We start from the raw sequence: 20,921 nt of genomic DNA, 5'->3' as shown, positions 1-20,921 counted from the left end.
TCGGTGAGCCGTGAGAGATGAACGCCGCGGCGGCCAGGCCGTGGCCCCCGCGGCGTTCATCTCTCACGGCTCACCGATGGTGGCCCTGGACGCGGATGCCTACCCGCAGGCACTGCGTCGCTTCGGCGGCGAGGCCCAGGCGCGGGCCCTGGTGGTGGTGTCCGCCCATTGGGAGACGCCCGGCGAGATTCGCGTCACCGCCAGCGCGCAGCCGTCCCTCATCCATGACTTCTATGGCTTTCCCGAGCCGCTCTACCGCCTGCGCTACGGCGCGCCGGGTGCGCCGTCCCTGGCCCATGACGTGGTCGCCCGGCTGAAGGCGGGCGGGTTGCCCACCGTGGCTGACGCGGAGCGCGGCTGGGACCACGGCGCGTGGGTGCCGCTGCTGCATGCCTTCCCGGAGGCGAAGCTCCCCGTCGTCCAGGTCTCCATTCCGCTGGGCGCGAGCCCCGCGGACATCGCGCGGATGGGCGAGCTCCTCCGGCCGTTGCGCGCGCAGGGCGTGCTGTTGATGGGCAGCGGCGGCATCGTCCACAACCTGCGCCGGCTGAATTTCCAGGAGAAGGCGGCGTCCGTCGAGCCGTGGGCCGCGGCCTTCGATGCGTGGATTGCGCAGAAGCTGGAGGCGCGAGACTTCACCGGCCTTCAGTCATGGTTGGATGCACCGAACGCGCGGCTCGCGCATCCAAGGGCCGAACATTTGATGCCGCTCTATTTCGTCCTCGGAGCTGCCCTCCCCGAGGACCGTCTCACCCCCGTATTCGAGGGCTTCCATCACGGAACCTTGTCCATGCGCAGCTTCGCGCTGCGCGCCTGACTTCGCTGTATCTCCCAGGAGCACACTTCCCATGAAGACGTCCATGAAGAGCGCCGTTGCCCTGTTTTTCGCCCTCCCGTCCATCGCGCTGGCCTCCACCTGGAAGGTGGATGACTCGCACTCCAGCGCCGGCTTTTCCGTCCGTCACATGATGGTGTCGAACGTCACCGGCTCGTTCAACGTGAAGAGCGGCACGGTGAACCTGGATGACAAGGACATCACCAAGTCCAAGGTCGAGGCCGTTCTGGACGCGTCCACCGTCAACACCGGCAACGCCAAGCGCGACGAGCACCTGCGGGCCCCTGACTTCTTCGACACGGCCAAGTTCCCGGAGATCACCTTCAAGTCCACCAAGGTCCAGAAGGCGGGCCAGGGCAAGCTGAAGGTCACCGGCGACCTGACCATGCACGGCGTCACCAAGCCGGTCGTCCTGGACGTCACGGGCCCGTCGAAGGAGTCCAAGGACCCCTGGGGCAACACCCGCACGGGCGTGACGGCGACCACCAAGCTGAACCGCAAGGACTTCGGTCTGGCCTACAACCAGGCGCTGGAGGCGGGCGGTGTCGCGGTGGGTGAGGAAGTCACCGTGAACCTGGAGCTGTCGCTGGTGAAGCAGGCCGACGCCGCCGCGACGGACAAGAAGTAAGCCTTCGCTTCTTCTGAAATGACGGAGGGGCCTCCCACGGTGGTGGGGGCCCCTCTTTCATTTGCGGGGCACGGTGGCCCCGCCCGTCCTTCGGGGACGCGCCCGCTCAGCCCTCGGCCACCGCCTGCACGCTGGAGCGGTAGATGAAGATGCGCGCGGTGTTGGTGCGCTGGTCGGCGGGGATGACGAAGAAGCCCGGCGTGCTGCCGTGGAAGTCCTGGGAGAAGCCCGCGACCTGACGTCCGTCGTTGAAGGTGACCCGAATCTTCTGTCCCTCCACCTGTGGCTGACGCGCACCGGCGGCGAGCATGAAGAAGATGGCCTTCACGCGCTTGCCCGGAATCTGCTCGGCGGCGAAGCCGCTCTGCTGCTCGAGGGAGATGACCTCGTCGAGCAGGTCCGCGTCGCGGATGGTGCCGCGCTTCACCTGGCCTTCGACGGTGTGGATGATGACGCGGTGCTCGCCTTCCACGAAGGAGGTGAGGGCCGTGCCTCCGACGATGGCGGTGTCATCGAAGAGCGGCTCACGCTCCACGGCGACGTGGTTGGCGGGCGCGGCCGGCATGACGACGGCGGTGCGCTGCGGCTGCGCGGCGGTGGCCAGTGAGGCCGCCTGAGCGAAGTGCGCGGGCGCCGACGCGACGACGGGGATGGCGGCCATGGGGGCGGGCGGCGGCACCACGGCTTCTTCCTCGACGTCGATTTCGGAGACCTCCTGCTCGAGCTCCATCGAGACTTCTTCTTCCTCGATGGGCACGGCCTCGGTGAAGTCCTGCGCCTGAGCGCCGAAGGGGCTGTCCGTGCTGGCGGCGGCCCACTGCGACGTCACAGGGGCGCTGTCCAGGATGGGCTCGGCCTCCCACGCGGACGCCGCTTCGATGGGCTCGGCCTCCTCCATGACGGGGTCCACGTCCACGGAGGCGTCATTCCACTCCGCGGAGGCAGGCGTCGCCGTGTCCGCGAGGGAGACCTCTTCAGCGGGCGCTTCGTTCCAGTTCGCCGTCTGCTCCGAGGACCACTCGGTGGTGGCGGCGGGGGCGTCCCAGGTCGCGCTGGTGTCGTGGCTGGTCGCGGACCATTCCGCGGCTGCGGGGGCGTTGTCCGCGGGCGTGTCCCACTGCGAGGCGGCAGGCGCGCTCGTGGAGGCCCATTCGGTGGCCGGAGCGGCTTCCTCGATGGGGTCGGCCCACTCGGTCTGGACTTCCTCGGTGGCGGGCGTGGACCACTCCGCGTGGGGGGCTTCCGTGGGCGTTGCCCACTCCTGCTGAGCGCCCTCCGCCGGAGCGGCGGCCCACTCGGCCTGGACTTCTTCTGCCTCGGGAGCGGCCCACTCTGCCTGCGCGCCTTCCGTGGGGGCGGCCCAGGCGGGCTGGGCGGCTTCGGTCGCAGGCGAGGTCCACTCAGGCTGGGCAGCAGTTTCGGTGGCAGGTGTGGCCCACTCGGCCTGGACTTCCTCGGTGGCGGGCGAAGCCCATTCCGACGCCGGTGCAGCGGCATCGGTCGCAGGCGCCGCCCACTCAGCTTGGACTTCCTCGGCGGCGGGCGAAGCCCACTCCGGTGCTGGAGCGGCGCCTTCCGCGGGCGTGGCCCACTCGGCCTGAACTTCCTCGGTGGCGGGCGAAGCCCACTCCGACGACGGCGCCGCGCCTTCCGCGGGCGTTACCCACTCGGCCTGAACTTCCTCGGCAGCGGGATTCGCCCACTCGCTTTGCGCCACTTCCGTCGCAGGCGAAGCCCATTCCGACGGGGCGGCGGCATCGGCAGCGGGAGTGGCCCACTCGCCTTGAACCTCTTCAGCCGCAGGCGAAGCCCACTCCGACGATGCGGCGGCTTCGGTCGCGGGCGAAGCCCACTCGCCCTGAACCTCTTCCGCCGCAGGCGAAGCCCACTCCGACGGTGCGGCGGCATCGGTCGCAGGCGTGGCCCACTCGGGCTGCCCGGCGTTTTCGGTACCGGGAGCGGCCCAGTCGGTTTGCGCTGCTTCAGCCGCGGGAGTCGTAGCCCACTCGGGCTGCGCGGCGGATTCGGTCGCTGGCGCAGTCCATTCGGTCTGAACTTCCTCGGCGGTCGCCCACCCGTTTTCCGATGAGTCAGTCCATTCCGACGGAGCGGTGTCGGCGCCCGGCGTCGTCCAACCTGCCTGGGCATCCGTCGTGGTGTCAGCGGTTTCTGGCGCAGCCCATGCGGCCTGGGCCTCCGTCGCCGCAGGGGCAGCCGTCAGGGCGGCTCCATCCTGCTGGGCGGGGTCGGCCCACTCGGCCTGGACTTCCACGGGCGCTGCGTCGGGCGTAGGCGCCGACCCATCGGCCTGAATCTCCGTGGGCGCGGCCTCAGAAGACTCGGCCCACTCGGCCTGGACTTCCACGGGCGCTGCTTCAGTCGACGCCGTGTTCCAGCCCTCGCTCGGGGACGTTTCAGCTGTGGCCCACTGGGCCTGGCCGTCCTCGGCGATCGGCTCAGCCCACTCCGCTTGGATTTCGACGGGCGCGGCCTCGGTGGAGGACGAAGCCCAGTCGGCCTGGGCCGCCTCGGGCGTGGTGTCTGGCGTGTTCGCAGCCCATTCCGTCTGCTCGCTGCCGAGGGCGGCTTGCGCGGCGGTCTCGGTCCACTGCGCCTGCGCCTCGGTGGGCGCCTGCTCCGCGGAAGTGGCCCACTCAGGTTGGGCTTCAGGGGCTGCCGCGTCTTCGGTCGCAACCCATTCGGGCTGGAGCTCGGTGGTGGAGTCGGCCCACTCGGCCTGGCCCGCCTCGGAGGCGATGCCTGCATCGGAGGCCGCCCACGCCGCCTGGCTCGTGGCAGGCGCCGTTTGCTCGGAGGCGGTCCACTCGGAAGCGGTGACAGGCTCCGCCCACTCCGCCTGGAGCTCGACGGTTTCCGAAACAGGATCCTCCCAGCCTGCATACGCATCGCTGGAAGCGGCCTGCTCACCGGAAGTGGCCCATTCCGTCTGGGCCGCTTCCGCAGCGGGCTGCTCGGAAGTGGAAGCCCATTCAGGCTGCAGCTCAATGGCGCCCGCGTCACCCTCCGCCATCGCCACACCGCGCTCATCGGTCGGCGCGAAGTGTCCGTGGGCCAGGAACTCGTTCGCCGCCGCGAGAGGCACGGCCTCTTCGGGGTTCCCGCTCAGGTCGAACATCTCCTCGGCGGAAGGGGTGTGCGCGGACGAATGCGGCGAATCTCCCACCACCTCGATCGTTTCCGCGTGGAGGTCCGGACCCACCTGGACCGGCCGGAGCTCGAGCGATGGGACATCCGACGACGCGAAGGGCGCAGCCTCCGGCGAGAAGTCCACGTCCGAAGCGGTGGCCTCCGTACCGACTTCGATAACCTCGAGCGTGGGCTGCTCGCTCCCGGCGTCAGCGGCCTGGAACGATGCCTCGTCCCCGGCGTGTCCGGGCGCGGACTCGACATCGATGACATCGAGCGAGGGCTCGTCGGACGACACCTCGGCCGCGTTGAGCTCCAGCGTCGGGACGCTTCCCTGCTGCGCGGAAGACTCTTCGCTCACCTCCGAGCCGTCGAGGGCGATTTCAGCCGGCTGCGGCTCGGCGACGTCGGAGGCCTCCAGGGAAATCTCCGCGGCCGGCTCAATCGGGGCGGGCTCGGCGACGTCTGTGGCGTCGAGCGTGATTTCGGAGGGCGACTGGGCGGAAGGCGATTCGGCGACGTCGGACGCATCGAGCGCGATTTCGGGCTCGCTCATCTCGGTCGCGTCGAGGACGAGCTCCTTCCCAGCGAGGGTCTCACTCGAGTGGTCGTAGGTGCTGTGGGCCGTCTCGATGGCAGCCAATTCGCTGACATCGGAGGCCGCATGCGCCGTGGTGGCCAACTCCTCGGCCGCGTCCGTGCTGCCCCACGCGCTGGATGCGAGCGCCGTGTCGGAGGTGGCTTCGGCGGCGGTCGCCACCGAGTCCAGCTCCATCGTGGCCGCATCACTGACATCGGCGGTGTCGAGCGCCATTTCCGGATACGCCTCGGCAGTGGCCGACTCGCTCGCTTCGGACGTCGCGAAAGCGTGCTCGCTCACAGCCGTGTCGCTGACCTCTGCGGCGTCGAGCACCGCTTCGGTGTACGGTTCACCAGCGGCGGTTGCATCGCCTTCGCTGAAGGCAGTCTCGGCGAGGGGCTCGAACGAGGCTGCTGCGCTGCCGTAGGTGTCGGAGGGGGAGGCCTCGGCGACGACCTCGCTGCTGGCATCCGCGGCAGTCAGCTCCGGCTCGGGAGCGGACGTTTCGATGACATCCGAAGCCGAGAGCGCCAACTCGGGAGCGGCTGCGGTCGTATCACTTGCCTCGGAGGCAGTCAGCGCCGCCTCGGGATAAGCCTCCGCCGTCGCGGCATCGCTGACGTCGGCCGTCGCGAAGTCTGCCTCAGGGTAGGCCTCCGCCGTCGCGAACTCCGTCGCGGGATAGGCCTCCGCCGTCGCGAAGTCTGCCGCGGGGTAGGCCTCCGCCGTTGCGGCATCGCTGGCGTCAGACGCCGTGAGGGCCGTCTCGGGATAGGCCTCCGCTATGGCGACATCGGAAGCGTCGAGCGCGATTTCAGCGGGCGAGTTGTCGGCGCCCGTCTCGGTCCCGGCAGACGCGTCGAACGCCATCTCCGAGGCGTGCTCAACCGCCGCTTCGCTCACGTCGGCTGCATCGAGCGCAATCTCGGTGGGTTCGGCTTCGGCCGAGGCCTCATCCGCGGTGTCGAGTGCAATCTCGGCGGGCTGTGCCTCGTACGTATCGCCCGCGCTGGCCGCGATGAAATCCGTCGCGCCGTGGTCGGCCGTCGCAATGGCATCAGCCGTCACGTCGGTCGTCGCACCTGCGTCCCACGCATCCGTCGTATCCGCGGAGTCCGCAGCCGACGCTTCGACCATTTCGGAGGCATCGAGCGCGATTTCGGAATCCGCAGCCTGCGAGGCCGCCTCCGGCTCCGCCATGGCGGCAACGTCGATGATGTCGCCCGCATCGGCGACGTCCACGTGCTCAGTCTCGACGGCGAGCGGCGCGGAGGCCCACGCATCATCGATGGGGGCGGGAGACTGCTCGTGGGCCAGGACAGGCTCGCTGTCGGCGGTGCCGTCCAGCAACTCGACCTCGGCGGACGGGACCTCCACTTCCGTCGAGGCCAGGGCATCGTCCGTGGGCGCCACCGGCGCCTCCGGTGCCGACTCGACCTCCATCGACAGGTCGGCGAACGACGCCTCCAGGGAGGTCTCGGGTTCGGCGCTGGCGGCCACCGCCGGCGTGTCCGACGCCACTTCGGAGAAGTCATCCTCCGCAACGCTCAGGGCTTCCGGCTGCGCCTCCTCGGACACAGGCTGCGCATCCTGCTGGAGGTCCGCGGTGACGTCCGCGAACGACGCAGACGGGTCATCCGCCGCGGACGGCTCCTCGCCAGCGGACATCGCCTCGATGTCGGGTTCCTGCTCAGCGCTCAGTGCATTCTGAGCCTGTCCACCGGCGCCCGGCGTCATCCACGGCGCGGGCTCACTCAGCGCGGGAATGTCGATGTCGTCCGAAAGGCTGAGGTTGTCCGGCTCGACAGCCGGCTCGTGTGCGGGAGCAGTGGGGTAGGACTGCTGCTGCGCGGATTCCGCGGCATAGGCCTGCGGATCCGCCTGCCACGCTTCGGCAGTGCCCTGGGCGTAGCCCGCATTCGTGTCATGCGCCTGCTGCGCGTAAGCCTGCGCGTTCGGGTCATACGCCTGCGCGTTCGGGTCGTAGCCTTGCTGTGCGTAGGCCTGCGCGTTCGGGTCGTAACCCTGCTGCGCGTAAGCCTGCGCGTTCGGATCGTAACCCTGCTGCGCGTAGGCCTGAGCGTTCGGGTCGTAACCCTGCTGCGCATAAGCCTGCGCGTTCGGGTCGTAACCCTGCTGCGCGTAGGCCTGCGCATTCGGGTCATACGCCTGCGCGTTCGGGTCGTAGCCCTGCTGCGCGTAAGCCTGCGCGTTCGGATCGAACCCCTGGTTCGGGTCGTAGCCGGCGGGGTAGGGGTACCACTGACCATCGGCGGCGTAGTAGCCCTGGGGCTGCTGCTCGTAGCCGGCGGGGTAGGGGTACCACTGGCCGTCGTCGGCGTAGTAGCCCTGGGGCTGCTGCTCGTAGCCGGCGGGGTAGGGGTACCACTGGCCGTCGTCGGCGTAGTAGCCCTGGGGCGCGGCCTGCTGCTGCCAGGCGGCGGCGTCCGCGGCTGGCGCGTCATCCACGCCCAGCTGTGCGCGCAGCTCGTTCCAGCGAGCCTCCTCCACCGGAGACAGGCTTCCCAGCTTCCGCTTCTCGTCGAGAAAGCGGAATTCTCTCATCGCTGCGCGCGTGTCCGACATCCGTCACCTTGCTGCGGACAGCGTACAGCCGAGCTTCTGTCGCAGCGTAAATAGAGGGGGCTGCGAGTCTAGGGGACTCCCGGGAACGGGTAAACCAATTGGCCCGGGCCCGGCTGGTAGCCTCCCCTACTGGAGAGCGGCCCGGACGTCCTCGTCGAGGCTCGCCCGCGTCTTGCCGTAGTGGTCCGACAGGGCCTCGTCGATGGGTCTTCCCTGTCCCACCTCACGGACCATCGTGAGGAACCGGCCCGTGCCGCCCCGCTTCACCAGCTCGCGGACCGCCACGGCGGAGGTGGCATAGGCGATCGCCGGGTTTCTCTGCATGATGAGGGACGAGCCCTCCATCTGCGCCAGCTTGGGCAGTGAGTTCGCCTTGGCGGCCCGGGCCATGTAGCTCCGGACCGACCGCTCGGGGTCCTCGCCGCCCATGTAGCGCCACTCGACGTACTCGGCCAGGCCCTCGTTGAGCCAGACGGGGAGGTTGTTCCCGTAGCCGCCGCAGAACTCATCCAGCGCGGCGTGTACGTACTCGTGGACGAGCGTGGCCTTGGTCTGCGGCGTGAGCTCCGCGGCGTCGTTGATGCGGATGGCGTTGTCGGAGTAGAGCCCGGCGACCGCTCGCGCCCGCGCCGCGCCGAAGTGCGTCTGGAACTCCGCGAGTGTGTACAGGATGATGTCCACCGGTGCGTGGCGGACCTCGCCCAGCATGCTGCGGGTGAAGTCGTAGGCCTCGTCCAGCGCGGCGACGATGCGGCCCTCGTACTCCGCGCGTTGGCCGAAGTCGCGATCGTTGTTGAAGTACCGGATGACGAAGCGGCTGTTGGAGCGCGTCCGCATGCCGTCCGCGCCGGTGCCCGACTCGTAGTTGAGGCTGGCCGAGCGCGTGTTGCCCCGGCCCTGGCCGGCCACCGCGGGCTGGGTTTCGACCATGACGGTGGGCCGCCCGCTCGTGGCGCCATTCATCCGCAGCTCCAGGCGCTCCGCCTCGCGCCGTGCGGCGGTCTCCTCCGTCGTCTTGGCGCGGGCCTGCACGAGCAGCCGCTTCGCTTCCGCAGCCTCCTTCGACTTCGCCGGCACCTTCTCCAGCGCCGCCACGGCGCCCACCGCGTCCTGTTCCTCCATCAGCAGCCGCCCCAGCTCCAGGCCGAAGGCGCCGTCCTTGGGGTACTGGGCCAGCCCCTTGCGCAGGGCGGCTTCCGCGGTGGCCCGCTGGTCCGTCTTCCGCGCGGCCCGGGCCAGGCACCGCAGCGCGCCCGCGGACTCCTCGTAGACGGTGGCCCGCTCGCCCAGTGAGTACGCCATCACCGGGTCCTCGTCCTTCAGCGCCTCGCAGCCCTTCTGGAGCGCCGTGGCGACGGTGCTCCGCTGCGGGGTGGGCACGTCCGACGCCTCTCCGGCCGAGAAGGCCAGATAGAGCTCCTCCCAGGCGCGGCTGGCGGCGAGCGACTTCGCCTTCTGTCCGGGAGAAGAAGGGGCGGCGGTCAGTAGCAGGGCGGAGAGCAGGGCGGCGGGGCTCATGCCCTGAGTATCGCCGGACACGGGCGCACGGGCGCAAGGCCCTGCCCCCGCATGGGGGTTACTTGCGGGCCACCTGCCAGCCCAGCCGGTGGAGCGCGCGCTCCAGCTCCTCGATTTGCGCGGGCCCGGTGGTCTCCAGCGTCACCTCCACCATGGCCTCGCCCAGGCCCGCCTTGGAGAAGGCGCGCTCGTGGTGGATCTCCACGACATTGGCGCGCAGGTCGGCCACCTGCGTGGTGAGCTTCGCCAGCATTCCGGGCCGGTCCGGCAGCCGGACCTCCAACTGCACCAGGCGGCCGGCCTTCACCAGACCGCGCTCGATGATGCGGCTGATGACGTTCATGTCGATGTTGCCACCGCTCAAGATGATGGCGGTGCGCCGGCCCCTCGCGGCGGGAACGTCACCGCTGAGCAGCGCCGCCAGCCCCACCGCGCCGGCGCCCTCCACCACGCTCTTCTCCTGCTCCAGGAGGGTGAGGATGGCGGCGGCGATTTCCTCCTCGTCCACCGCCACCACCTCGTCCACGTACTTCTGCACCATGGGGAAGGTGAGGTCGCCCACGCGCTTGACGGCGATGCCGTCCGCGATGGTGGTGCCCGCGGCGGCCAGCAGCACGCGCTCGCCCGCCTCCACCGACGCCTTCATGCTGGCGATGGTCTCCGCCTGCACGCCCACCACGCGGATGTCGGGCCGCGTCTCCTTCAGGGCGCACGCGATGCCGGAGATGAGCCCGCCGCCGCCAATGGGGACGAGCACCACCTCCAGGTCGGGGCACTGCTCCAGCAGCTCCAGGCCGATGGTGCCCTGGCCGGCGATGACGTGTGGGTCATTGAAGGGGTGGATGAAGACGCGGTCCTCCGCCTTCTGGATGCGCAGCGCCTCCGCGTAGGCCTCGTCGTAGTTGGTGCCCTTGAGCACCACGCGCGCGCCGTAGTCATCCCGCGTGCGCGACACCTTGATGAGCGGGGTGCGCTCCGGCATGACGATGGTGGCACTCACGCCCAGCCGACGCGCGTGGTACGCCACTCCCTGCGCGTGGTTTCCGGCGGACGCGGCGATGACGCCCCGGCGCCGCTCGTCCTCGGTCAGCGTCAGCAGCTTGTTGAGGGCGCCGCGCTCCTTGAATGCCCCGGTGCGCTGGAGGTTCTCCAGCTTGAAGAACACCGCGGCGCACTCCGTCCGCTCCGTGTAGTAGTCCGACTGCGGGCACGGCGTGGGGCGGATGGCCGAGCGAAGGCGCTCGCGCGCGGCCTGGATGTCCTCGAGGGTGACCATGTGCGCGCCTCTATCGGAAGCGCGCCCCGGGCGGAAGAGACACGAGGAAGGAGCGTGCTCCGCCGGCTGCCTGCCGCGCCGCGCTACGTCCAGCGCGTGACACGGCGGACCGCGTCAGATGCCGCGCAGCACGGTGGCCTTGCCCACCCGGCCAATCGCCAGGATGTACGCGGCCGTCCGCATGGAGACCTTCCGGGAGCGCGCCACCTGCGCCACGCGCTCGTAGGCCTCCTTCATGGACTTCTCCAGCTCCGCGTTGACGCGGTCCTCCTCCCACGACAGGTGCTGGAGGTTCTGCACCCACTCGAAGTAGCTCACCGTCACGCCGCCGGCACTGGCGAGCACGTCCGGCACCACGAAGATGCCGCGCTTCTCGAAGATTTCGTCGGCCTCCGGCTGGGTGGGGCCGTTGGCGCCTTCGATGATGAGCTTGGCACGCACCGCGTGGGCATTCTCCCGGGTGAGCACATGGCCCAGCGCCGCGGGGATGAGGACCTCACAGTCCGCGCCCAGCACGTCATCGTTGCTGCACGAAGCACCCCCGCTGAAGCCCGTCACCGTGCCGGTGCGCTTCACGTGCTCGAAGAGGGAGGGGATGTCCAGGCCCTGCGGGTTGCGAACGCCGCCCAGCGCGTCCGCCACGGCCACCACCACGCCGCCGTCCTCCCAGAGGAGCTGCGCGGTGTGGCCGCCCACGTTGCCGAAGCCTTGGAGCGCGAAGCGCGTGCCCTTTACCGGCCGGCCCAGGTCGCGCAGGATTTCACGCGCCACATAGAGCAGCCCGCGGCCGGTGGCGGCCTCGCGGCCCTTGGAGCCGTAGAGCTCCAGCGGCTTGCCCGTCACCACCGCGGGAGAGTGGCCGTGGTAGCGCGAATACTGGTCCATGATCCACGCCATCACCTGGGGGTTGGTGTTGACGTCGGGGGCGGGGATGTCGCGCGTGGGGCCGATGACGTCCTGCACCTGGTCCACGTACTTCCGGGTGAGGCGCTCCAGCTCCTTGATGCTCAGCTGGGACGGGTCGCAGGCGATGCCGCCCTTGGCGCCGCCGTAGGGGACATTCACCACGGCCGTCTTCCACGTCATCAGCGACGCGAGCGACGCGCACTCGTCCTGGTCCAGCATCGGGTGGTAGCGCAGACCGCCCTTCATGGGGCCGCGGCTGTTGTCGTGCTGAATCCGGTAGCCGAGGAAGGTGCGAATCTCTCCGGAGTCCATCTCGATGGAGACCTGGACCTTCACCTCGCGCAGGGGCGTGGCGAGCAGCGTTTCGATGGGGGTGCCTACGTCCATGATCCGCGCGGCTTTGCGGAAGTAGTAGTTGGTACCCTCGACGGCGCTCATGTGTCGGCAAGCTCCTGGATGGCGGCGCGCGAGACCTTAACAGAAGGGGTGCGCTACCATAGGAAACTGCCATGCCGCCCGAACCGCCGGACGCTTCCACCGTGAGTGGACACCTCCAGGGACTGGCCCGGCGCATCCGGACACTGCGGGAGCGGCGGGGACTCACCCAGGAGGACTTCGCCGCCCGCTGCGGCATCTCCGTGTCCTTCGCGTCCCTGCTGGAGCGAGGCGAGCGCAGCCCCAGCTACGAGACGCTGCTCCAGGTGGCCGCCGCGCTCCAGCTCCCACTGTGGGAACTCTTGCGGCTGGAGGACACGCAGGACGCGGGCGTCCACCGGCTGGAGGCCTTCGTCCGGGGGCGCGGCCTGGCTCGCGCGGACGTGGACCGGTTGCTGTCGGTGGCGGAGGTGATGTTCAACGAGCCCACGCGGGCAACGGAGGACATCCAGGCCGTCCGGCCGGAGCCCGCCCGTTGCGGCGAGCCCGGCTGTGAGAAGCCAGTGCTCGCCCGGGGCCTGTGCGCCGCCCATTACCACCGCGAGCGGCGCAGGAAGGCCGCCAGTCCAGGGACTGGCGGCACCTGAGGGACTACTTCCGCTTGGCCTGCTCCACCTTGAGCGTGCGCTCGCCGTGGGGCTTGCCGTGCGTGGCTTCGAAGGCCGCCACGTCCTCGTCGGCGACGAAGACATACGCATAGGTGGGGCGCAGGTCCGTGCGCAGCACCTTGCCGGCCGGAGCGCCCGCGGCCTCCAGCGCGGCGGCGACGCCCGCCTCGTCCAGCCCGTCCTGCTTGCCCAGACCCACCCACAGGCGTGTCTGGCCGGGAACCTCCGGCAGGGCCTCCGTGCGGGGACGGCGCTCCGGGCGTGCGCCCCGCGGACGGTGACGCTCCACCTTCAGCGCCTTCTCGCCGTGGGGCTTGCCGTTGACGGCCTCGAAGCCGGGCGCGTCCTCCTCGGCCACGTAGGCGTAGCCGTAGGTGGGGCGCAGCAGGGTGCGCAGCACCTTGCCGGCGGGAGCGCCCGCGGCCTCCAGCGCGGCGGGCAGCTTCGCCTCGTCCATGCCGTCATCCATGCCCAGGTTGATCCACAGCTTCGCCTCGCCGGGGCCCGCGTCCGGGGACGGGGGCGGGCGGGGCGTGGCGTCACGCTCCGTGCGCGGCTTGCTCTTCTCCACGCGCAGCGTCTTGGTGCCGTGCTGCTTGCCGTTGATGGTCTCGAAGGCGGCGGCGTCCTCCTCCGCCACGAAGACATAGGCGAAGGTGGGGCGCAGCTCGGCGCGCACGACCTTGCCCACCGGGGCGCCCGCGTCTTCCAGCGCCGTGGCGATGCTGCCCGGCCCCAGGCCATCCGCGGTCCCCAGGTTCACCCACAGCTTCGCCTCGCCCGGACCGGCCTCCAGCGCCGCCGCGCCGCGGCCACTCTCACCGCCGCGCTCGCGCCGCGCGTCGTCACGGCGGGGCCGGCGCTCGCGCTCGCGCTCGGAGGACTCGCCGCGCTTCTCGCGCCGGTCGTCGCGCTCACGGTCGCGGCGCTCGCCACGCTCCTTCCGCTCGCCGCGCTCGCGCCGGCCGCCCTCGCGGCTCTCGAACTTGCGCTCTTGCGGAGGCTCACGCCCTTCCGCCGCCATCGCCGCGGCGGCCTTCTCCATGCGCATGTGGCTGAAGAAGTACTTCAGCAGGAAGGCGATGAGGTCGTCGGCGTCCGCGCGGGGCTTGAGCTGCGCGGCCAGCGGCAGGAAGCCCTCGAAGACGGAGCCGCCCGCGGCCTCCTGGATTTCGCGCACGTGGCGCTCCGTCCACAGGCGCATGGCCTCTTCCGGGGCCGGCATCTCGCGCTTGTCGAACTTGATGCCGTACTTCTTCTCCAGCGAGGTGTACGTGGCCAGCTCGCGCCCGGAGAAGAGGTTGATGGCGGTGCCCTTGTTGCCGATGCGGCCGGTGCGGCCCACGCGGTGCAGGTACACCGCCGGGTCCTCCGGCAGCGAGTAGTTGATGACGTACTCCAGGCCGGAGATGTCGATGCCGCGCGCCGCGATGTCCGTGGCGACCATGAAGGCCACCTCGCCGCGCTTCACCTTGCCCATGACCCGCTCGCGCTCCTTCTGCGGCAGGTCGCCATTGAGCAGCTCCGCGTCGAAGCCGTTGCGGTTGAGCACCGCCGTCACCAGCGCCGTGTCATCCCGCGTGTTGCAGAAGATGATGGCGTTCTGCGGCTCCTCCTTCTCCAGCACGTAGATGAGGTTGCGCGGCTTGGGGAAGGCGTCCGACACGTCGTAGCGGATGTGGTGGATGTGCTCCACCGTGAAGACGTCGCCCGACAGCAGCAGCGTCTCCGCGTTCGTCGTGTAGCGCGCGATGAGGTTCTGGATGTCCGTGGGGACGGTGGCGCTGAAGAGCAGCACCTGGCGCGTCTTGGGAAGGCGGTCGAGGATGCGCGTGACTTCCTCGTAGAAGCCCTGGTTCAGCATCTCATCCGCTTCATCCAGGACGGCGTGGTCACACGCGTCGAGCTTCAGGTTGCCGCGGTTGATGTGGTCGAACACGCGTCCCGGCGTGCCGACGATGATGGGGGTGCCTTCCTCCAGCGCGTCCTCCTGCTGCTTCATGGAGGCGCCGCCGTAGATGGCCGCGATTTTCAGGCCCTTGTGCTTGGCGAGCATCTTCAGCTCGTCCGCCACCTGGAGGGCCAGCTCGCGGGTGGGGCAGAGGATGAGCGCTCGGACGCGGCGCTCGTCGGCGGGAATCTTCTCGAGCAGGGGCAGGCCGAACGCGGCCGTCTTGCCGGTGCCCGTCTTGCTGCGAACGATGAGGTCTTTTCCCTCCATGGCGGGCCGGAAGGCGCGGGCCTGGACAGGGGTGGGGTTGGTATAACCGCGCTCCGCCAGGGCGAGGCGGATGGGCTCTGACAGGTTCATGTCGTCGAAGCCGATGTCCGCGATGTACTCGGCGGGACGTGTCGGGGCTTCGTCAGGCGCCGGACTCCCCGGCGCGTTTGGCTCTTGGATGTCGCTCATCAGGCATGGGCATAGCCCCTGCATTACCCTGTGGCAACAATCGCGGCACTTTGCTGTATGGAGCCCCCATGGCGAATGGGAGGAAAAGAACCAAAGGTACGTCCCCCCGACCCCGCGTGAAGCGGCCGGCCTCGCCCGGGGCTGGCGACGTCGTGGACGCCGAGGTGGAGGGGGTGGAGGTCGAGGCTCAAACCGACCCGGATTCACTGGAGCCGGACGCGGCGGAGCTGGCGGAGGTCGAACCGGAGGCGGAGCTGGACACCCCCGTTGTCCCCCCCAGGGCGCTCGTCCGCTCGGCGGAGACGGGGCTAACGCCCAGGGACCCCCTCCAGGCCTACATGGCCGAGGTGCAGCGCCATCCGCTCCTGACGCGGGAGGAAGAGCTCCAACTGGCCCGGCACTACAAGGAATCCGGGGATGTGAACGCCGCCTACCGGCTGGTGGCGTCCAACCTGCGCCTGGTCGTCAAGCTGGCCCATGAGTACCACCGCAACCCGCTGTCCCTGCTGGACCTGGTCCAGGAGGGAAACATCGGGCTGATGCAGGCGGTGAAGAAGTACGACCCCGAGCGCGGCGTGAAGCTGAGCAGCTACGCCGCCTGGTGGATTCGCGCGTACATCCTCCGCTACATCATGGACAACTGGAAGATGGTGAAGCTGGGGACCACCGAGGCCCAGCGGAAGCTCTTCTTCAAGCTGCGCCAGGAGCAGGAGAAGCTCGTCGCCCAGGGCTTCGAGGCCAGCCCCAAGCTGCTCGCCGAGCGGTTGAACGTCACCGAGCAGGACGTGGTGGAGATGGACCAGCGGCTGGGGCACGACGAGATGTCCATCGACGCGCCGCTGGGCAATGACGACGACTCGCGGACCACCCGGGCGGACCGCTACCTGCCGTCCAACACGATGCCGGCGGACGAGCGCCTGGGCGCCGAGCAGCTCAAGGCCCTCTTCCGGGAGAAGCTGGCCGAGTTCGCCCGGACGCTGGAGGGCAAGGAGCGCTACATCTTCGAGAGCCGCCTCGTCTCCGACGAGCCCCTGACGCTTCAGGACATCGGCGACAAGTACGGCGTCAGCCGGGAGCGGGCCCGGCAAATCGAGGCGGCCCTCATCAACCGGATGCGCGACTTCATGCGTGAACACATCCCGGACTTCGACCTGGTGGCCAGTCCCAAGGCCTGACGGCGGGGGAGGGGGCGAGGCAGCCGGCCGGGCACTGGCGATATGCTGGCGGGCGCCCGGCCGTTCTCCTCGCACCTTCAGGAGCCCCCTCATGCACCGCTCCACCCGCCTCGCGGGAGTCTGTCTCGTCGTCGCCACGTTGCTGACGCTGGCGGGTTGTTCCAGCTCGCTGCGCAAGAACTACGTGCGCGACAAGGCGGCCAACCACGTCTACCGCCAGGAGCTGGCGCAGCTGTGGCCCCACGTCCAGGAGGTGCTGCGGGGCCACGGCTACTCCTGGAAGGAGATGCCGGGCCGCTACGTCCTGGAGACGGAGTGGCTGGACTCCGGCGGCGGCAGCCTGGGCCCGGGCACGGCGTCTCGCTTCCTGGTGCAGGGCATCGTGCTCACCGGCGGCGGCACGGCCCTGCGGGTGATGCGCGGAGACCGCGTCACCCAGTCCATTGGCGTCGGTTACGTGGACAAGGAAATCAAGACGGACGAGGACTACGCCCAGGCCGTCCATGACAGCCAGGCCAGCGGCGTCCTGCCCACCCGGCAGAACTACTTCCGGGACCTGGAAATCGAGCTGGAGATTCTCCGCCGCGGTGATCCGGAGGCGGCCGCGCGCTTCGACGCGGACGCGCTGGCCGCACACCCCTGAGTCCCGCGGCGGACCCCGCCCCTACTTCGACCAGGGGCGGGAGATGACGCAGGCGTTGATGCCGCCCACGCCCATGGACAGCTTGCCCGCGCAGCCCGCGGGCGCCTCGACGGCTTCGTCGAAGACGAAGCGGCCGTGCACGTGGGAAATCTGCTTGTTGAGCTCCGCTTCCTTCAGCGGCGTGGGGAACACCTTGCCCTGGCCGTAGCCCAGGTACTGCGCCGTCAGCTCCCAGCCGCCGCCGGCGGACATGCCGTGGCCGAAGGTGCCCTTGCGCGCCGTAATCAGCACCTGCTCGGGCAGCACGTCGCGCAGGTTCTGGACCTCCAGGAAGTCACCCGGGGTGGCGGTGGCGTGCAAGTCCCAGCTCCCCACGTCCTCCGGGGCGCAGCCGGCCGCGGCCAGGGCCTCGCGGATGGCCAGCGTGGGACCTTCCTTGGACGGGGTGATGATGTGGTCGGCATCCGCGGTGACGCCCACCGCGATGGGCTCCATGCCCAGCGGCTTGAAGCCCTTGGCCGTGAAGTGCTCCAAGTCACCCAGCACCCACACCACCGAGCCGCCCGCGATGTGCGTACCGCGCAGCGCGGTGAGGGGCTTGGAGACGGCGGCGTCCGCGGAGATGACGCGGGCGTTGTAGAAGCCGCCCACCGTGAGCGGCATCGGCGGCGGGTCCGTCATGCCCATGACGACGGCCTTCGCCTGGCCCAGTTGAATCGCGTTGATGGCCAGCCGCAGGCCGTAGCCGAACGACGAGCACGCGGCCACTGGGGCGAACGTCATGCCGGTGATGCGGCCCATCATCGAAATCTGCGAGGCCGGCGTGTTGTGGATGTTCCACAGCACGTTGGAGGACACGGCGTTCCACGGCGGCTCCGGCGACATCCACTTCTTCTGGAGCCGGGCGTTGCGCGTGCGCTTCTCCTTGATGACGGCCAGCTTGGCGGACTCCACGTCGCCATCCTCGGGCACGCCAATGGCTTCGATTTCGCGCAGCTCGTCCAGGTACTCGCGCAGCTCCGGCGAGCGGCCCGCCCAGAAGTGCCACCACGCGTCCTCGGCCTCGTCGCGCGTGGCCTCGTCCACCGTGGACGGCTCCGGCGGAAGGCCGGGCAGCGGCTCCTGCGTCTCACGCCACTTCCGCAGGGCGCCGTTGCGCTCCGGCGCGGACCAGAAGCGGTCCCACCGGCGCTGCGCGCGGTACAGGTCCAGGGAGATGGAGCGGATGGTGGGCAGGTCGCCCAGGCCGGTGCCCACGTAGACGTGCGCGCGGGGCCCCAGCGCCTGCAGCTCCTGCTCCAGTCCCGGGTTCTGCGCCAGGGACTGAATGAAGGCGCCAATGGCGAACTGGGTCGGCTGGCCCATCTTCCGCTCGAGCTGCGAGAAGCGGCTGCCCGGGAAGCGCGCGTCAATCCATGGCTTGTAGTCGGCCAGGTCGAACTCCGGCATGCCGACGAGGAAGTTGTCGGGGCCGAAGCCGTTGAAGGGGGACAGCCAGCTTTCGGACGACGAGAGGTTGCGCTCGAACGCCTCGATGTTCCTGGACCGGGGGGCGACCACGCCCCAGCCGAAGATGCCTACTCTGCGCACGTGTGATTGTCCTTCGCCGCTAGGGGGCGAGCGGCTGAATCTTCAAGTTGTCGAAGTGAACCCGGTTCTTCCAACCGGAGAAGCCGAAGTACTGATTGCGTGGGCCCTCCAGCGGGACGGGGTCCTTGAGCGTCAGGTAGGGCTGGCCATCCAGCTCCCACGCCAGGGTGCCGCCGTTGCGGGTAATCTTGATGTGGTGGCGCTTGCCGGGCACCACCGCGGCGCCGTCGCGCACCGCCCGGTCATTCGCGTGCTCGTTCTGCCGGGCGATGGCGGACTGGGTGTTGCGCCAGCCACCGAAGATGATGACGTACCCGGTGGCGGTGTACTGCAGCCGCAGGTCGCCCGCGTAGAACGAGCGCCCGTCGCCCCACACCTCCACCTTGATGTCGCCCTCCGGGTTGTCCGTCCAGGCGTCGAATTCAATGGTGGCGTTGGTGGGGATGGGCTGCTTCAGCCACACCGGCCGGTTGTGCATCAGCTCCACCACCAGCGCCCCGTCCACCAGCTTCACCGCGGAGGGGTTGGTGGCGTTCCACGCGTCACCCAGCGTGTCGCGGTTGAAGTCGTCCGCGTAGGGGCCGGGGGGCGGCGTGGGCGCGCGCGGCGCCGCCGTGAAGGGCAGCCGGTCCGGCGTGTCCACCCGCAGGTTGTCGTAGAAAATCTGGGACTCGAAGCCGGACAGGCCCAGCCGGTCCTGCCCGGGGCCCTTGAGCGGGAAGGGGTCATCCAGCTCCAGCATTAGCTCGCCGTCGACGAACCAGCGCAGCAGCGAGCCCCGGCGCTCGATGCGCCAGTGATACGTGCGGCCCGCCTGCACCGGCTGGCCTCGCAGCTCCACCCGGACCTTGGTGTTCTCCTTGAAGAAGCCGCTGGCCTTCAAGTCCACGTTCTCCTTGCCTCCGCGAGCGGCGCGGCGCCGGAGGGCGTCCAGGGAGGGCGCGTTCATGTCGCGCCGGCCGATGACGGACATGGAGTTGTTCCAGCCGCCCTGCACCAGCACGTACCCGGAGGCCGGGTCCACGCCGTTGCCGAAGAGCTCCACCCGGATGTCACCGGCGGGCAGCTCCGAGCGAACGTCGAATTCCACGGCGACGTCATCCGGCAGCGGGGCCTGCAGCCACAGCGGGTTGTTCTTCACGCCGGGGGCGAGCAGCTCGCCCTGCAGCACGCGCCAGTAGCCACCCGCGGAGAAGAAGTCGCGCTCCACCACGCCCGGGTCGGAGAAGTCCTGCGTGTAGGGCAGCTTCGCCGTCACCTCCGCCTGGCCGCGCAGCAGCGCGTAGTGGATGAGCGGGAACTGGATGACGAGGATGAGGCCGACGAGCACGGCCCACCCCTTGCGAGTCAGTCCCGCCGGCTTCACCCACGCGGTGCTCGCGGGAGGCTCCTGCCGGGGAGCGGGCTCCGTGGGGGACTCGTGCTGCTTCTCCTGACGCCTGGCCTGACCCATCAATCCTTCCGGGGGGAAAGGCGGCGGAATCTACGCCCCGGGCAGGGGGACGTAAAGCACGGTCACCAGTCTCTGGGGGCTACTTGACCCCCCACCGTTTTTCGAGCGCATGTTGCTCCGCCTGCCGCACCTTGAGCCGCTCACGCTCCGCGCGAAGCTTGTCCGCCTCCTCGGGAGAGGGCCGGACGGCGAGCTGGTACACTGCGCCGGCCACGGCGAAGAGGCCCGCGGCGATGATGACGCCCCAGGGCTTGCTGGCCACCGCCTGCACCACGCCGCCCACCTGGTGGAGCGCCGCGAGCGCGCCGATGACGAACATCCACGCACCCACCGCGGAGGCCACCAGCACGGCCACCGGGCGTTGCAGCATCGCGCCCACCAGCCCGCCGATGATGAAGCCCGGCGCGAAGCCCAGCAGGAAGTCCTGCTGCCCGGCGATCTGCCCGGCCAGCAGCCCCAGCGGCACCCCCACGCCCAGGAAGGTGATGGCCGTGGGGAGCAGGAAACCCAGCGCCATCAGCACCGCGGCGGCGATGGTGGCCATCTTCGCCACGTCCGGCAGGCCCAGCTTCATGACGAGCACGGGCGTCCACAGCAGGCCCAGCACCGCGCCGATGGGGCCCGCGAGCACGCGGAACAGCTTCCCCCCGCCGGCGACGAGCAACGTCACGCCAGCGACACAGCACACGATGCCGGCCCACATGGGCAGCATCCGGTAGACGGCCACCCAGCCGGTGGGATTGAACGTCTGGTAAGCCCCGAGGGCCTGGAGGAGGCCTTCCATGGCAGATTCTCCTTGATGCGGTCCGCCGAAGCTTACGCGTATCGGACGATTGCGAGTACGAGCAGGAGCACGAAGACGGTGGCGGCGAGCAGGGCGAAGCCGTACAGGGCGCGCGGGGTGGTGGTGCGCCGCAGCAACTCCTCCGCCTCCGCGCGGTCCTCGGCGGACGGGCTGCCCGCGAGGATTCGCTCGGCGTCGCGCCGCGCCCCCGCCACGTCGCCCGCCTCCTTCCGGGCCCAGGCGGCATGTGCCTCCGCCGAGCCGGGCGCCGGGGGCGTCTGTCCGCCTTTCGCCATGATGCCGTTCTATACCGGGGAATGCGCATACCCGTCGACGGTATATAGGTA

General features: G+C 69.8%; 14 protein-coding genes. 5 read left to right on the top strand and 9 right to left on the bottom strand.

What is annotated here, in order from left to right; translation table 11 throughout:
- Window positions 1-10 precede the first annotated feature (10 nt).
- Both FMP39_RS17395 and FMP39_RS17390 read left to right on the top strand, forming a co-directional pair.
- Window positions 11-817: a dioxygenase gene (locus FMP39_RS17395; protein ID WP_228558068.1), complete on the top strand. Its 807-nt coding sequence runs from the start codon at window positions 11-13 to the stop codon at window positions 815-817.
- Between the two features lie 31 nt (window positions 818-848).
- Entirely contained in the window at window positions 849-1,463 is a 615-nt protein-coding gene (locus FMP39_RS17390) for a YceI family protein (RefSeq protein ID WP_140866244.1), read from the top strand.
- 106 nt (window positions 1,464-1,569) lie between these two features.
- On the opposite strand, the gene FMP39_RS17385 is transcribed toward FMP39_RS17390, so the two are convergent.
- The 4 genes from FMP39_RS17385 to FMP39_RS17370 all read right to left on the bottom strand — a co-directional run bounded on the left by FMP39_RS17385 (window position 1,570) and on the right by FMP39_RS17370 (window position 11,914).
- Window positions 1,570-7,755: a hypothetical protein gene (locus FMP39_RS17385; RefSeq protein WP_228558067.1), complete on the bottom strand. Its 6,186-nt coding sequence runs from the start codon at window positions 7,753-7,755 to the stop codon at window positions 1,570-1,572.
- A gap of 147 nt (window positions 7,756-7,902) precedes the next feature.
- Window positions 7,903-9,294 (bottom strand): peptidase MA family metallohydrolase, encoded by a 1,392-nt coding sequence (locus FMP39_RS17380; protein WP_194858438.1) that lies wholly within the window; start codon window positions 9,292-9,294, stop codon window positions 7,903-7,905.
- A gap of 58 nt (window positions 9,295-9,352) precedes the next feature.
- Complete coding sequence (gene ilvA / locus FMP39_RS17375; RefSeq protein WP_090490415.1) at window positions 9,353-10,570, bottom strand: threonine ammonia-lyase; 1,218 nt, start codon at window positions 10,568-10,570, stop codon at window positions 9,353-9,355.
- 114 nt (window positions 10,571-10,684) lie between these two features.
- Window positions 10,685-11,914, bottom strand: coding sequence for a Glu/Leu/Phe/Val dehydrogenase (locus FMP39_RS17370; RefSeq protein ID WP_141591491.1), 1,230 nt, complete (start codon window positions 11,912-11,914; stop codon window positions 10,685-10,687).
- A 71-nt stretch (window positions 11,915-11,985) separates the two neighbouring features.
- Between FMP39_RS17370 and FMP39_RS17365 the strand changes: the two genes are divergently transcribed.
- On the top strand, window positions 11,986-12,498 hold the full coding sequence (locus FMP39_RS17365; RefSeq protein ID WP_141591490.1) for a helix-turn-helix domain-containing protein: 513 nt from the start codon (window positions 11,986-11,988) through the stop codon (window positions 12,496-12,498).
- A 4-nt stretch (window positions 12,499-12,502) separates the two neighbouring features.
- On the opposite strand, the gene FMP39_RS17360 is transcribed toward FMP39_RS17365, so the two are convergent.
- A complete protein-coding gene (locus FMP39_RS17360) occupies window positions 12,503-14,929 on the bottom strand; it encodes a DEAD/DEAH box helicase (RefSeq protein WP_141591489.1) in 2,427 nt (808 codons plus the stop codon).
- Between the two features lie 68 nt (window positions 14,930-14,997).
- Between FMP39_RS17360 and FMP39_RS17355 the strand changes: the two genes are divergently transcribed.
- Both FMP39_RS17355 and FMP39_RS17350 read left to right on the top strand, forming a co-directional pair.
- Window positions 14,998-16,104, top strand: coding sequence for an RNA polymerase sigma factor RpoD/SigA (locus FMP39_RS17355; RefSeq protein ID WP_141591488.1), 1,107 nt, complete (start codon window positions 14,998-15,000; stop codon window positions 16,102-16,104).
- A gap of 91 nt (window positions 16,105-16,195) precedes the next feature.
- On the top strand, window positions 16,196-16,747 hold the full coding sequence (locus tag FMP39_RS17350) for a hypothetical protein (protein ID WP_141591487.1): 552 nt from the start codon (window positions 16,196-16,198) through the stop codon (window positions 16,745-16,747).
- A gap of 21 nt (window positions 16,748-16,768) precedes the next feature.
- Here the strand turns inward: FMP39_RS17350 and FMP39_RS17345 are convergent, their stop codons facing one another.
- The 4 genes from FMP39_RS17345 to FMP39_RS17330 all read right to left on the bottom strand — a co-directional run bounded on the left by FMP39_RS17345 (window position 16,769) and on the right by FMP39_RS17330 (window position 20,870).
- On the bottom strand, window positions 16,769-18,337 hold the full coding sequence (locus FMP39_RS17345; RefSeq protein ID WP_141591486.1) for a beta-ketoacyl synthase N-terminal-like domain-containing protein: 1,569 nt from the start codon (window positions 18,335-18,337) through the stop codon (window positions 16,769-16,771).
- Between the two features lie 19 nt (window positions 18,338-18,356).
- Complete coding sequence (locus tag FMP39_RS17340; protein WP_141591485.1) at window positions 18,357-19,790, bottom strand: hypothetical protein; 1,434 nt, start codon at window positions 19,788-19,790, stop codon at window positions 18,357-18,359.
- 79 nt (window positions 19,791-19,869) lie between these two features.
- Window positions 19,870-20,574: a hypothetical protein gene (locus FMP39_RS17335; RefSeq protein ID WP_090490408.1), complete on the bottom strand. Its 705-nt coding sequence runs from the start codon at window positions 20,572-20,574 to the stop codon at window positions 19,870-19,872.
- Window positions 20,575-20,606: 32 nt separating this feature from the next.
- Window positions 20,607-20,870, bottom strand: a complete 264-nt coding sequence (locus FMP39_RS17330; RefSeq protein WP_141591484.1) for a molecular chaperone DnaJ — start codon at window positions 20,868-20,870, stop codon at window positions 20,607-20,609.
- Window positions 20,871-20,921 lie beyond the last annotated feature (51 nt).

It is taken from the genome of Myxococcus sp. AB056, from assembly GCF_006547365.1.
GTDB classification, from domain to species: Bacteria; Myxococcota; Myxococcia; order Myxococcales; family Myxococcaceae; genus Myxococcus; species Myxococcus virescens.
This window is presented reverse-complemented; position numbering and strand designations above follow the sequence as displayed.